Origin of the sequence: Streptomyces sp. NPDC090119 (genome assembly GCF_044747085.1) — a bacterium.
In the GTDB taxonomy this organism is placed as follows: Bacteria; Actinomycetota; Actinomycetes; order Streptomycetales; family Streptomycetaceae; genus Streptomyces.
On sequence record NZ_JBIVDK010000003.1, the window covers coordinates 298779 to 311935 of the forward strand.

Annotated in this window: 12 protein-coding genes, 1 tRNA gene and 1 pseudogene; 6 read left to right on the forward strand and 8 right to left on the reverse strand. The window is 72.2% G+C overall.

What is annotated here, in order from left to right:
• Positions 1-176: 176 nt before the first annotated feature.
• The 6 genes from thrB to ACIPPM_RS14045 all read right to left on the reverse strand — a co-directional run bounded on the left by thrB (position 177) and on the right by ACIPPM_RS14045 (position 6715).
• Positions 177-1094 carry a homoserine kinase gene (gene thrB / locus ACIPPM_RS14020; protein ID WP_401447066.1) on the reverse strand — a complete coding sequence of 306 codons (918 nt, stop codon included), beginning with the start codon at positions 1092-1094 and terminating at the stop codon, positions 177-179.
• Between the two features lie 250 nt (positions 1095-1344).
• The gene (gene thrC / locus ACIPPM_RS14025) at positions 1345-2403 is read right to left on the reverse strand and encodes a threonine synthase (RefSeq protein ID WP_388995459.1); all 1059 of its coding nucleotides are present in this window, start codon (positions 2401-2403) and stop codon (positions 1345-1347) included.
• Between the two features lie 6 nt (positions 2404-2409).
• Positions 2410-3702 (reverse strand): homoserine dehydrogenase, encoded by a 1293-nt coding sequence (locus ACIPPM_RS14030; RefSeq protein ID WP_393596149.1) that lies wholly within the window; start codon positions 3700-3702, stop codon positions 2410-2412.
• Positions 3703-3836: 134 nt separating this feature from the next.
• Entirely contained in the window at positions 3837-5228 is a 1392-nt protein-coding gene (gene lysA / locus ACIPPM_RS14035; RefSeq protein WP_401447069.1) for a diaminopimelate decarboxylase, read from the reverse strand.
• Positions 5229-5252: 24 nt separating this feature from the next.
• The gene (gene nrtL / locus ACIPPM_RS14040; RefSeq protein ID WP_401447071.1) at positions 5253-6239 is read right to left on the reverse strand and encodes an ArgS-related anticodon-binding protein NrtL; all 987 of its coding nucleotides are present in this window, start codon (positions 6237-6239) and stop codon (positions 5253-5255) included.
• A 68-nt stretch (positions 6240-6307) separates the two neighbouring features.
• Positions 6308-6715, reverse strand: a complete 408-nt coding sequence (locus tag ACIPPM_RS14045; protein ID WP_401447073.1) for a response regulator — start codon at positions 6713-6715, stop codon at positions 6308-6310.
• A gap of 233 nt (positions 6716-6948) precedes the next feature.
• Here ACIPPM_RS14045 and ACIPPM_RS14050 point away from each other — a divergent pair.
• From ACIPPM_RS14050 to ACIPPM_RS14060, 3 genes and pseudogenes are all read left to right on the forward strand, one after another.
• A tRNA-Arg gene (locus ACIPPM_RS14050) sits at positions 6949-7020 on the forward strand.
• 96 nt (positions 7021-7116) lie between these two features.
• Positions 7117-7290: pseudogene (locus ACIPPM_RS14055) on the forward strand (cold shock domain-containing protein); the annotation flags it as partial.
• Between the two features lie 5 nt (positions 7291-7295).
• Positions 7296-7979 carry a DUF4304 domain-containing protein gene (locus ACIPPM_RS14060; protein WP_401447076.1) on the forward strand — a complete coding sequence of 228 codons (684 nt, stop codon included), beginning with the start codon at positions 7296-7298 and terminating at the stop codon, positions 7977-7979.
• 23 nt (positions 7980-8002) lie between these two features.
• Here the strand turns inward: ACIPPM_RS14060 and ACIPPM_RS14065 are convergent, their stop codons facing one another.
• Positions 8003-9076 (reverse strand): hypothetical protein, encoded by a 1074-nt coding sequence (locus tag ACIPPM_RS14065; RefSeq protein WP_401447078.1) that lies wholly within the window; start codon positions 9074-9076, stop codon positions 8003-8005.
• Positions 9077-9196: 120 nt separating this feature from the next.
• Positions 9197-10246, reverse strand: coding sequence for a Ku protein (locus ACIPPM_RS14070; protein ID WP_401447080.1), 1050 nt, complete (start codon positions 10244-10246; stop codon positions 9197-9199).
• A 65-nt stretch (positions 10247-10311) separates the two neighbouring features.
• Between ACIPPM_RS14070 and ligD the strand changes: the two genes are divergently transcribed.
• The 3 genes from ligD (at position 10312) to ACIPPM_RS14085 (ending at position 13155) form a co-directional block, all read left to right on the forward strand.
• Complete coding sequence (gene ligD / locus ACIPPM_RS14075; RefSeq protein WP_401447082.1) at positions 10312-11193, forward strand: non-homologous end-joining DNA ligase; 882 nt, start codon at positions 10312-10314, stop codon at positions 11191-11193.
• A gap of 164 nt (positions 11194-11357) precedes the next feature.
• Positions 11358-11768 carry an SH3 domain-containing protein gene (locus ACIPPM_RS14080; protein WP_401447085.1) on the forward strand — a complete coding sequence of 137 codons (411 nt, stop codon included), beginning with the start codon at positions 11358-11360 and terminating at the stop codon, positions 11766-11768.
• 25 nt (positions 11769-11793) lie between these two features.
• A complete protein-coding gene (locus ACIPPM_RS14085; RefSeq protein WP_401447087.1) occupies positions 11794-13155 on the forward strand; it encodes an FtsW/RodA/SpoVE family cell cycle protein in 1362 nt (453 codons plus the stop codon).
• The last annotated feature ends 2 nt before the right edge of the window (positions 13156-13157 follow it).

Genomic DNA, 13157 nt, shown 5'->3' on the forward strand with positions numbered 1-13157 from the left:
ACGTACTGCCCAGGTACGGCGCACGGAACACGGAGTGGCTTGGGAGGCTCCCGGAAGAATGTCTGTCCCTGACGGGGACACGAAGCACCTCGCCATGGTGGGGCCGGGTGCAGACTTGAGATTAACACTACCGGATGCAACAAACATTCCCCCTCTCCAAATCCGGCAACCGGGTGTCAGGGCGCCAGCGGCAGCACGCTCGCCCCCTGGGTGTCGAGGCTCAGCCGGTTGGCCGCCCAGTCGCCGCCCGCGAGCGCCTCCACCTTGTCGGCGGTCGCCTCGTCGGTCAGCGCCATGACGGTGGGTCCGGCACCGGAGATGACGGCCGGTACGCCGTCCGCGCGCAGCCGTTCCACCAGTGCCGCGCTCTCCGGCATGGCGGGGGCGCGGTACTCCTGGTGCAGCCGGTCCTCGGTGGCGGGCAGCAGCAGTTCGGGACGCCGGGTCAGGGCCTCGACGAGCAGTGCGGCCCGGCCCGCGTTGGCGGCGGCGTCGACGTGCGGGACGGTGCGCGGGAGCAGTCCGCGCGCGGTCTCGGTGAGTACGGGCTTCCCGGGCACGAAAACCACCGGAACGATGGAACGGTCGGGCTCCATCCTGATGGCGCGGGCGGCGCCGGACTCCAGCCAGGAAAGGGTGAACCCGCCCAGCAGACAGGCCGCGACGTTGTCCGGGTGGCCCTCGATCTCGGTGGCCAGCTCCAGCAGCGCGGTGTCGTCGAGGCGGGCTTCGCCGCCTATGGTCACCGCGCGCGCGGCGACGATGCCCGCGCAGATGGCGGCGGAGGAGGAGCCGAGGCCGCGGCCGTGCGGGATGCGGTTGGCGCAGACGATCTCCAGCCCGCGCGGCTGTCCGCCCAGCAGGTCGAAGGCGGTGCGCAGGGCGCGTACGAGCAGATGGCGCTCGTCGCGCGGGAGCGACTCACCGCCCTCGCCCGCGATGTCGATGTGCAGACCGGAGTCGGCGACCCGGACGACCACGTCGTCGTACAACCCCAGTGCCAGGCCGAAGGCGTCGAAGCCCGGACCGAGGTTGGCGCTGGTGGCGGGGGTGCGCACCCGGACGGCGGCGGCGCGGAAGGCGGGACCGGCCATCGCTCGAAGACTCTCCTTGAGCTGCGTGACGGACGTGACTGCCGAATGGCCCGCGAGGGGCATCCGGTGCGGACACTCGATGACGTGCGAAGACCCGTCGGGCCGCCTGGAACGGCGCGGCCCCGTGCCACACGCGTGGGCAGGTGCGGTGGGCGGGTTTCCCCCAGCTTATCGAAGGAAGGTTCTGCCGCGACATAGGGCGCACAGGAGGCGCACAATGCGTGTCGCAAGCCCCCTGTGCACCCTTCGGTCAGGCGAGGCCGAGGCGCTCGGCGGCGATGGCCGAGTCGACCGGCACGGTGACCGGCGGCGGGGCGCCGGCCACGGCCCAGTCGGGGTCCTTCAGGCCGTTGCCGGTGACGGTGCAGACGATGGTCTGGCCGGGGTCGACCTTGCCCTGCTCGGCGGCCTTGAGCAGTCCGGCGACCGAGGCGGCGGAGGCGGGCTCCACGAAGACACCCTCCTGCGCGGCCAACAGCCGGTAGGCGCGCAGGATCTCACGGTCCGTCACCTCGTCGATGTGACCGCCGGATTCGTCCCGCGCGGCCAGCGCCTGCTGCCAGGAGGCGGGGTTGCCGATCCGGATGGCGGTGGCGACGGTGGACGGGTCCTTGACGACCTCGCCGCGCACGATGGGCGCGCTGCCCGACGCCTGATAGCCCCACATGCGCGGGGTGCGGGTGGCCGGGCCGTCGGCGGCGTACTCCCGGTAGCCCTTCCAGTAGGCCGTGATGTTGCCCGCGTTGCCGACCGGGAGGACATGGATGTCGGGGGCGTCGCCCAGCATGTCCACGATCTCGAACGCGGCCGTCTTCTGGCCCTCGATGCGCACCGGGTTGACCGAATTGACCAGCGCCACCGGGTAGTTGTCGCTCAGGGCGCGCGCGAGGTCGAGGCAGTCGTCGAAGTTTCCGGCGACCTGGAGGATCTTCGCGCCGTGCACGAGGGCCTGGCCCATCTTGCCGAGCGCGATCTTGCCCTGCGGGACGAGCACCGCCGAGACCATGCCCGCGCGCACCGCGTAGGCGGCGGCCGAGGCGGAGGTGTTGCCGGTGGAGGCGCAGATGACCGCCTTGGCGCCCTCCTCCTTGGCCCGCGTGATGGCCATGGTCATGCCCCGGTCCTTGAACGAGCCGGTGGGGTTGGCCCCCTCCACCTTGAGGTGGACCGCGCAGCCCGTGCGCTCGGAGAGCACCTGCGCGGGCACGAGAGGCGTGCCGCCCTCGCGGAGCGTCACGACCGGCGTGCTGTCGGTGACCGGCAGCCTGTCCCGGTACTCCTCGATGATTCCGCGCCACTGGTGGGTCATTGCCGCTTACTCCCCTTCAACCCGCATGATGCTGGCGACACCCCGCACGGTGTCGAGCTTGCGCAGCGCCTCCACGGTCCCGGTGAGGGACGCGTCGGAGGCCCGGTGCGTGACGACGACGAGGGACGCCTCGCCGTCCTTCCCCTGCTGCCGAACCGTGTCGATGGACACTCCGTGCTCGGCGAAGACCGTGGCGACCTGGGCGAGCACACCCGGTTTGTCGGCCACGTCGAGGCTGATGTGGTATCGCGTGACGACGTCCCCCATCGGGGAGACGGGCAGCGCCGCGTACGCCGACTCGCCGGGCCCGGTGGTGCTGTTGAGCCGGTTGCGGCAGACGGCCACGAGATCGCCGAGGACCGCCGAGGCGGTGGGCGCGCCACCGGCGCCGGGGCCGTAGAACATCAGCTGTCCGGCCGCGTCGGACTCCACGAACACCGCGTTGTACGCGCCGCGCACCGAGGCCAGCGGGTGGCTCAGCGGGATCATCGCGGGGTGGACGCGGGCGGTGACCGAGGCACCGTCCCTGGCCCGCTCGCAGATGGCGAGCAGCTTGATGGTGCAGCCCATCTCGCGCGCGGAGCGGAAGTCGGCCGCGGTGACCTCGGTCATGCCCTCGCGGTGCACGTCGTCGAGGCGGACGCGGGTGTGGAAGGCGATCCCGGCCAGGATGGCGGCCTTGGCGGCGGCGTCGAAGCCCTCGACGTCGGCGGTGGGGTCGGCCTCGGCGTACCCGAGCGCGGTGGCCTCGTCCAGGGCCTCCTGGTAGCCGGCGCCGGTGGAGTCCATCTTGTCGAGGATGAAGTTGGTGGTGCCGTTGACGATGCCGAGCACGCGGTTGACCTTGTCACCGGCGAGGGACTCGCGCAGCGGGCGGATCAGCGGGATGGCACCGGCGACGGCGGCCTCGTAGTAGAGGTCCCGGCCGTGCTCCTCGGCGGCGGCGTGCAGGGCGGCGCCGTCCTGGGCGAGCAGGGCCTTGTTGGCCGAGACGACGGACGCGCCGTGCTCCAGGGCGGTGGTGATGAGGGAGCGGGCGGGCTCGATGCCGCCGATGACCTCCACCACCACGTCGATGTCACCCCGCTTGACCAGGGCGGTCGCGTCGGTGGTGACCAGCGCCGGGTCGATGCCGTCCCGCACCTTCGAGGGCCTCCGTACGGCGACCCCGGCCAGTTCGACCGGGGCGCCGATGCGGGCGGCGAGGTCGTCGGCGTGCGTCGTCATGATGCGCGCCACCTCGGAGCCGACCACTCCACAGCCAAGCAGCGCCACCTTCAGCGGACGCGTACGCATCATCCGACCTCGTTTCCTCTCACCGTCTACGGTCCGACCAGTCTCACTCACCGGATGGGGCTTTCCGCCTTTCGTCCGGATCGTGAGACATCTGTTTCGTGTTCCCGGAACGGGGTCCCGGGCGGCCCTGGCGGGCCTCAGCCGACGTCCAGCCGGAGCAGGTCCTCCTCCGTCTCGCGCCGGACGATCACCCGCGCCTCGCCGTCGCCGACCGCGACGACCGGCGGGCGCGGGACGTGGTTGTAGTTGCTCGCCATGGACCGGCAGTAGGCGCCCGTGGCGGGGACGGCGATCAGATCGCCCGGCGCCAGGTCGGCGGGGAGGAACGCGTCCTTGACCACGATGTCCCCGCTCTCGCAGTGCTTGCCGACGACGCGCGCGAGCATGGGCTCGGCGTCGCTGGTGCGCGAGACGAGGGCGACGCTGTACTCGGCGTCGTACAGCGCGGTGCGGATGTTGTCCGACATCCCGCCGTCGACGGAGACGTAGGTCCGCAGCCCGTCGAGCGGCTTCACGGTCCCGACCTCGTACAGCGTGAACGCGGTCGGCCCGACGATGGCGCGGCCGGGCTCGACGGAGATACGGGGGACGCGCAGCCGGGCCGCCTCGCACTCGCGGGTGACGATCTCGGTGAGCGCCTTGGCGATCTCGTGCGGCTCGCGCGGGTCGTCGGAGCTGGTGTACGCGATGCCGAGGCCGCCGCCGAGGTCGATCTCGGGCAGCTCGACGCCGTGCTCGTCCCGGACGTCCTTCAGCAGGCCGACGACGCGGTGGGCTGCGACCTCGAAGCCGGACATGTCGAAGATCTGCGAGCCGATGTGGCTGTGGATGCCGATGAGTTCGAGCCCGTCGAGGGTGAGCGCTCGCCGCACGGCCTCGGCGGCCTGGCCCCCGGCCAGCGGGATACCGAACTTCTGGTCCTCGTGGGCGGTGGCGATGAACTCGTGGGTGTGCGCCTCGACGCCGACGGTGATGCGGATCTGCGCCTTCTGCCGCTTGCCGAGTCCCTGCGCGATGTGCGCGACGCGGACGATCTCCTGGAAGGAGTCGAGCACGATCCGGCCGACGCCCGCCTCGACGGCGCGGGTGATCTCCTCGACGGACTTGTTGTTGCCGTGGAAGGCGATGCGCGCGGGGTCCATCCCGGCGGACAGCGCGGTGGCGAGTTCGCCGCCGGAGCAGACGTCGAGGTTGAGCCCCTCCTCGTCCAGCCAGCGCACGACGGCGCGGGACAGGAACGCCTTGCCCGCGTAGAACACGTCGGCCTCGGTGCCGAACGCGGTGCGCCAGGCGCGGGCGCGGGCCCGGAAGTCGGATTCGTCGAGGACGTAGGCCGGGGTGCCGAACTCCTCGGCGAGCCGGGTCACGGGGATGCCGCCGACGGTCACGGCACCGTCCGCGTCCCGCTCGACGGTGCGGGCCCAGACCTTGGGGTCGAGGGCGTTGAGGTCGGCGGGCGGGGCGGAGTAGTGCCCCTCGGTCAGGACATCGGCGTGACGGGGCCCGGCGGGGTGGGCGGAACGGCTCATGACGTGGCTCTCTGTTCTGGGATCTCAGAGGTGTTCGGGTGCGTCGATGCCGAGCAGGGACAGGCCACCGGCGAGCACCGCCCCGGCGGCTTCGGCAAGCGCCAGCCGGGCACGATGGGCGGCCGTGGGTTTCTCCTCCCCGACGGGGAGCAACTCCGCGAGGAGCGGAAGCAGCGCGTCGGCGACGGCGAGGAGATGCCGGGCGAGACGGTCGGGGGCGTGCTGGGTGGCGGCAGCGAGGAGGACGCGGGGGTGGTCGGCGAGGGGGGTCTGGAGGGGATGCCCGGCGAGCTGTGCGGCCCCTGCTTCCGCTGGTTCCGCGGTGAAGCCCAGGTCGTGGGCGTTGCGGGTGAGGGCGCGTACGCGGGCGTGGGCGTAGCGGACCCGGAAGAGGGGGTTGGTCTCGCGCTGGACGAGGTGGTCGGCGGTGATCCGGGGCCGGTCGTGCGCGGCGGGATGCAGCAGGGCCCAGCGGGCGGCGTCGGCGCCGAGCGGCGCGGGGTCCTCGGGCGCGGGCACGGGTCGCAGGGTGACCGGCTCACCGTGCTCGATCTCGGTCCGCCCGCCCTGGCTGGCGACGATCCGTGCAACGGCGTCGGCGACGACCTCGGCGCGCACCTCGTACGGCACGCGCAGCACGACGGTCCGCCCGGCGAGGGCGTCCCCGTGCCCGTACTCCGTGCCGCGCTCGCGGATCTCCCGGACGAGCGAGGTGAGCAGGTCGTCGCGGGCGCGGAGGCTGATGTTGAGGAACCCCGGCCCGGTGACGACGACGTCTTTGATCCCGTCGGCACCGAGGAGCCGCGCCCGCAGGATGTCGGCGACGCGCAGCGGGGGCCGGCCGGCGGGGCGGGCGAGGCGGAGGGCGACGTTGGTGGCGTAGTCACCGCAGCCGCCGGGGCCGGGCTCGGTGACGGTGACCCGGTCCGGCAGCTCCACGCTCAGCTCCCCGGCGTCCACGGCACGGCGCACCGCGTCCAGGACGGTACGGGACAGCTCGGCGGGGGTCACGGGACAAGCCTAGGGGAGGCGGGAGGGGCGGGCTGGGAGGGGTGGTGAAGCAGTCGGGGTCCGGGTGGCTAGCCGCCGGAGCACACCCCGTCACGCCGGTCACTCCGCTCCAGGAGCCCCTTGACCAGCCGGACGAGTTCGTCGGGCTCGAAGGGCTTGGGCAGGAAGGCGTCGACACCGGCGTCGAGCCCGCTCTCCACCTCGTACTGGGTGCACGCGCTGATGATGGCGAGCGGGAGGTCGCGGGTGCGGGGGTCGGCGCGGAGGCGGGCGGCGGTACTCAGCCCGTCCAGCCGGGGCATGACGACGTCGAGCGTGATGACGTCCGGACGCACGTGGTGCACCACATCAAGACACTCGGCACCGTCGACCGCGGTCACCACCTCGAGCCCTTCCAGCTCGAGATTGACCTTGATCAGCTGCCGGATTCCCTTGCTGTCGTCCACGACAAGCACCCGGCGGAGCGCGCCTGACACAACTCGAGAGTAGGTCGGGGCGGGGAGTCACGTCCCGGTTTTCCACACTTCTCGCCCTGACGGGTGGAGCCGGGATTCCGGCTGACGGAGGGCGGCGGGACTCCGGGCCGACGCGGCACACCCGCCGCCCCGACGGGCCCGACCCCGCCTGGACAAACCCGTTCCTGATCACCCCGGAAGACCTGCTAGGGTTCTACCCGTCGCCGCAAAGCGCCCAGCGCAAAGCCCGACACGCCCCCGTAGCTCAGGGGATAGAGCAACGGCCTCCGGAGCCGTGTGCGCAGGTTCGAATCCTGCCGGGGGCACCTTGAATTTGGTGCCCGAAGACCCCGTCACCAGCGGAAACGCTGAGGATGGGGTCTTTGCGTTTTGTTGGGGCTCATGGATGAGGGGGGACGCGGATGGGTCGCCGTGAAGGGACGCCCAAGGTCGCCGCGGGGGTGGTTGCGACGGTGCGTGAGTGGCGGGACGAGGAAGGTTGGGGGGTGCTCGACTCGGTCGAGACTCCTGGGAGGTGCTTCGGGCACTACGCCGATATTCAGGCGTCCGGCTTTCGCACGCCGGTGCCGGGGCAGAGCCAGTGACCTCGGCAGCGGAGCTGTACGCCGACGTGCTTCGACAGCACATCGAGCCGCGGCTGCGGGAGTTGGGGCTCGTAGGGTCCCGGGGGTGTTTCGAGCTGCGTGATGCGGGGGTGTGGCGGCTGCTCGGGATTCAGCGGGCGGCGGGGAACTCCGCGGGGCGGGTTCGGTTCACCGTCAATCTGCTGGTCGTGGGCAAGGGGGTCTGGGAGGAGGTTCGGGGAGGTGTTCCGGGTGCGCCGGCGCGGCCCAGTCCCAACTCGGTCCACGGGAAGGGCGTACGGCCGCGGCGCATCGGTACGTTGATGCCGGGTGGACAGGATCACTGGTGGGAAGTCACCGAGCGCACTCGGCCCGAGCGGCTGGTGCGGAGCGTGCTGTCGGCGGTGGAGGGTCATGGGCTTCCGTATCTCGTCTCGCCCGCAGCTCTGCTGCTGGCCGTTGTCGAGGACATCGCTGTCCGGGTGCGGGGCCAGAAGGGGCCGGCCGATGCGTTGCGGTCGGTCGTCGCGTTGGTCGACAACGGTGAAGTCGAGCTGGCCGTCGATGACTTGACGCGGGTGGTCTCCTACTACCGGGTTCCGCTGCTGCGGGCGGAGTACGAGCGGCTCGTGCTGGTCGCGGAGTGGGTGGGGGCCGGGGACTCGTTGGTCGAGGCCGGTATCGAGGGGCTGGTCGGCTGAGCCCCCTTGCCGCGACCAGGGGTTCAGTCCGGTAGCTCCAGCTCCGCCACCGTCTCCTCGTTCTCGTTCGCCGCGTACGGGTGGACCGGGGAGAGGGGGGTGTACGGGGTGAACCAGGTGTCCGGGTCGTCGGGGACGGTGGCTTCGGGGGAGACCGGGGGGTGGAGGGTGGTCGCGAAGGTTTCCAGGGCCTGGGTGACCTCGTCCGAGAGGAGGCTGTAGAGGTCGGCTGTTACCTCGGCCTGGTTCAGGAGGGATTTGAGGAGGAGTTCCTCGGCGAGGCAGGTGGGGTGGTCGAACGGGGGGCGGGTGAGGCGGCCCGTCAGGGTGATCGCGGTGACCGTGAGACGGCGGGTGAACAGGACCGTGTACGCGTCCGCCAGGTGCGGGGGCAGGTCGTCCAGGATCATGAACGTGGCGTTGCTCCGGGCGACCGTGGGGCCGTCGTCCTCCAGGGCGGCCAGGTCGGTGAAGAGTTCGTCCACCAGGAGGTCGATCGCGTAGACCACGGCGCCCGCCGCTATCTCCGCCGCCTCTCTGCCGACCTCGCACTCCGGCGACGACTCGTCGTGGCCGAACGCCGTCAGGGTGAACGCCGTGAGCGTCGGGGCCAGTTCGCGCAGCCGCGTGCGCATCGCGCGGCTCTCGGAGTGGCCCGGGGTGTCCGGGGGCGCGGGCACCATGCCCGCCGCGAGGCGCCGGGCTCGTTCGGCCGGGTCGGAGGGCGGGGCGTCGGGGCCGTCGGCCGCGTCCAGGCTCTCCTGGATGAGTTCGGAGTTCAGTTCCACCGCACAGCGGGTCAGGCGCCAGTCGGCGAGCGGCTCGGTGCGTTCCATCAGCTCCGTCACCACCTCCCGCGCCGCTTCCTCCGCGAACTCCAGCGCCGGGGCGTCCACGAACAGCTTCAGCAGCGCCCCGCCGGGATGCGCGGCGATCACGTCGTCCAGCAGATCGACCTCCATGCCGTCCGGGCCCTCGACCGCCTCCAGCGAGTCGAAGCCCTTGCGCAGCAGGAAGACCACTCCCTCCCGGCGGAGTGCGTCGAGTTCCGGGGCCCCCTGGGGCGGGGCCATCGCCACGGTCACCACGTATGTCACATGTTCATCGTGCCTGAGGGTGCGCCGTTCGGGGAGGTGAATCCGAGGTACGGGACGCGAGGGCGTGCGCGGGCGGCGACCCCGGTGACATGCGCGGGCGCCGATCGCGCGGCCCCCGGGTCACGCCGACCGCTTGCCCGAGGCCGCCTTCTTCGCCGTCTGCTTCTTCGCGGGCGCCTTCTTCGCCGTCGCCGACTTCTTCTCGGCGGCCTTCGCCGTGGACTTCGCCGCCCGCTTCCCCGACCCGGAAGCCTCCCCCGCCTTGGACGTCGACTTCCGCGCGCTCGCCGTCTTCTTGGCGGCCTTGCCCGTCGTGGCCGTCGACTTCTTCGCGCCCGTCTCCTTGGGCGTCCCCCGCCCGTGGAGGTTCCGTACCTCCGCCTCGCCCTCCCCGCCACGGGACTCGCGGGCCTCACGGACGCTCTTCTCCAGCGCGGCCATCAGGTCGAGGACCTTGCCGCCGTCGGCCGGGGCGGGGGTCTCGGGCGGGGGCTCCCCCGCGGCCTTGGCGGCGATGACCTCTTCCAGCGCCTCGCGGTACTCGTCGTGCAGGTCGTCGAGGTCGACCTCGCCGAGGGTGTCCATCAGGGCGTCGGCGAGGTCCAGCTCCTGGTCGCGGACGGTGACGTCCACGTCCGGGGCGACACCCTCGGGGGCGCGTACCTCGTCGGGCCAGAGCAGGCCGTGCAGGACGATGACGTCGCCGACCACGCGCAGCATGCCGAGCCGCTCCCGGCCGCGCAGCGCGAACTTGGCGATGGCGACCTTGTGGCTGCGTTTGAGGGCCTCGCGCAGCAGGGTGTACGGCTTGGCGGCGGGGGCTCCGGCGGCGGCGATGTAGTACGCGGCGTCCATCTGGAGCGGGTCGATGCGCTCGGCCGGGACGAAGGCGACGATCTCGATCGTGCGGGCGGTGGGCAGCGGGAGGTGGGAGAGGTCGTCCTCGGTGATCGGGATCATCTCGCCGTCGGCGCCCTCGTACGCCTTGCCGATCTCGGACTGGGTGACCTCGCGGTCCTCCAGTTCGCAGACCTTGCGGTAGCGGATGCGGCCGTTGTCCTCGCTGTGGACCTGGCGGAAGGAGACCGCGTGGCTCTCGGTGGCGTTGACCAGCTTGATGGGGATGCTGACGAGGCCGAAGGAGATGGCGCCGTTCCAGATGGATCGCACGTGCCGGGTCCCTTCCGTACGGTGTCGATCTGTCCCGTTCGTCCCGTTTCTGGGATTGTCATCCTATGACGCCAGTGACGGAGGTGGCGGGGCGGCGGGTCTCGCTCAGCAATCTGGAGAAGGTGCTGTACCCGGAGACCGGCTTCACCAAGGGCGAGCTGCTGCACTACTACGCCACCGCCGCCGGGGTGCTGCTGCCGCATCTGCGGGACCGGGCGGTGTCCTTCCTGCGCTATCCGGACGGCCCCGACGGGCAGGTGTTCTTCACCAAGAACGTGCCGCCGGGTACGCCCGACTGGGTCACGACCGCCGAGGTGCCCCGTTCGGCGGGCGCGGCCCGGATGGTGGTGGTCCAGGATCTGCCGAGCCTGATGTGGGCGGCGAACCTGGTGACCGAGTTCCACACCCACCAGTGGCTGGTCCGGACCCCGGACGAGGCCGACCGGCTGGTGTTCGACCTCGACCCCGGCGCGCCCGCGACGGTCGTGCACTGCGGCGAGGTCGCCCTGTGGCTCAAGGAGCGGCTCGCGGCGGACGGGATCGAGGCGTACGCCAAGACCGCCGGGTCCAAGGGGCTGCATCTGCTGGCGGCGGTGCAGGGCGGGTCCTCCGCGGCCGCGAGCGACTACGCCAAGGCGCTCGCGGTGGAGGCGGAGCGGGCGATGCCGGGGCTGGTGCTGCACCGGATGAAGCGCGACCTGCGGCCGGGCAAGGTGTTCGTCGACTGGAGCCAGAACGCCGCCCGCAAGACCACCGCCGCCCCCTACACCGTGCGCGCCCGCAGCACCCCGGCCGTCTCGACACCGGTCACCTGGGACGAGGTGGAGCGCTGCCGCGACCCGGCCGGGCTGACGTTCCTGGCCGGGGACCTCGCGCCCCGGCTGGAGCGGTACGGGGACCTCCTCGCGGGCCTGCTGGACCCGGAGCGGGCGGCACCACTCCCCTGACCCGCTCCCCTCACCCGCTTCCCTGACCCGCGCCCCTCACGCGCGCCCCGCGCGCCCCGAAGGGAGCAACCATGCCCTCCCCGATGGCCCACTGCGGCGCGCCGCCGCCCACGGGGGCTCCTAATGTGGCGGTTAGTCAGTTACGCCCGCTTCCGGAGGTCTTCATGTCCCTGCGTTCCGTCCTCTTCCACGGCCTGGCTCTGGCGGCCGTGACGGGCGTGCTGCTCGGCGGGGCCGTGCCCGCCGGTGCCGCGGACGGCCCGGCCGGGGGTCCGCCGGCCGCTCAGCAGGAGAGCGGCCCCGACGGGCACGCGGGCGGCCGGGGCGACCGCGACCCGCGCCGGTACGAGGGTGTGGTGACCGCCAAGGGCGGCATCTGGCTGCGCGACCGCCCGGACCGCGGCACCCGCCGCATCCGGTTCGCGGCGCAGGGTGAGCACGTGTCCATCTACTGCAAGGTGAACGGCGACCGGGTGGGCACCAACCCGCTGTGGTACCTGCTCACCGACGGCACCTGGGCGTGGGCCTCGGCCCGGTACATCGGGAACGTCGGGCCCGTCCCGCGCTGGTGCTGACGATCCGCCAGCGGAACACGCGCCGATGACCCAGGCCGGGACCGCGCCGCACGCCTCCCGCACCGCCGCCCCGAGCCCCCGGCTGCCCCGGCGGCGCGGGGTGGAGCTGGCCCTGATCGTGCTGGCCGTGCTGCTGTCGGTGTACGGCTACTGCGCGGTGGGCCTGGCCCGCACCGGTTCCGTGCCGCCCGGTGCGGCGGGGTACGGGGCCGGGCTCGGCGGTCTCGCGCTGCTCGCGCATCTCGCGGTGCGGCTGCGGGCGCCGTACGCCGATCCGCTGCCGCTGCCGATCGCGGTGCTGCTGAACGGGCTCGGGCTGGTGCTGATCTACCGCCTCGACCTCCAGACCCCGGCTGACCGGGCGGCTCCGGCGCAGCTGGTGTGGTCCACGCTCGGGGTCGGGCTGTTCATCGTGGTGGTGCTGGTGCTGCGCGACCACCGGGTGCTCCAGCGGTACGCGTACGTGTGCGTGGCGGCGGCGCTGGTGCTGTTGCTGCTGCCGATCCTGTTCCCGGCGGTCAACGGCGCCCGGATCTGGATCAGGATCGCCGGGTTCTCCATCCAGCCGGGCGAGTTCGCCAAGGTGCTGCTCGCGGTGTTCTTCGCCGCGTACCTGGCCGCCAACCGCGGCGCGCTCGCGTACACCGGGCGCCGGATCTGGCGCTTCCAGTTCCCCACCGGGCGGGTGCTCGGGCCGATCGTGACGATCTGGCTGCTGAGCGTCGGGGTGCTGGTCCTGGAGCGGGACCTCGGCACCTCGCTGCTGTTCTTCGGGCTGTTCGTGGTGCTGCTGTACGTGGCGACGGGCCGGACCGGGTGGATCGCGGTCGGGCTGGTGCTGGCGGTGCTCGGCGCGGTGGCGGTGGGGCATCTGGAGCCGCATGTGCACGGCCGGATCGAGGACTGGCTGCACCCGTTCGGCACCATCGACGCCGGTCAGGGGCCCAACCAGCTCGCGCAGTCGCTGTTCGCGTTCGCGGCGGGCGGGATGACCGGCACCGGGCTGGGGCTCGGCCACTCCACGCTGATCGGCTTCGCCACCAAGTCGGACTTCGTCCTGGCGACGGCCGGTGAGGAGCTGGGCCTCGCGGGACTCGCGGCCATCTTCCTGCTGTACGCCCTGCTGGTGGAGCGGGGTTTCAAGGCCGCGCTCGCCCTGCGGGAGCCGTTCGGGCGGCTGCTGGTGGTGGGGCTCGCGTCGATCCTGGCGCTCCAGGTGTTCGTGATCGCGGGCGGGGTGACCGGGCTGATCCCGCTGACCGGCATGGCGATGCCGTTCCTCGCCCAGGGCGGCTCCTCGGTGGTCACCAACTGGGCGATCGTGGCCCTGCTGATCCGGGTGAGCGACTCGGCGCGCAGCCAGTACGACGGCGAGGAGGCCCCGTGAGC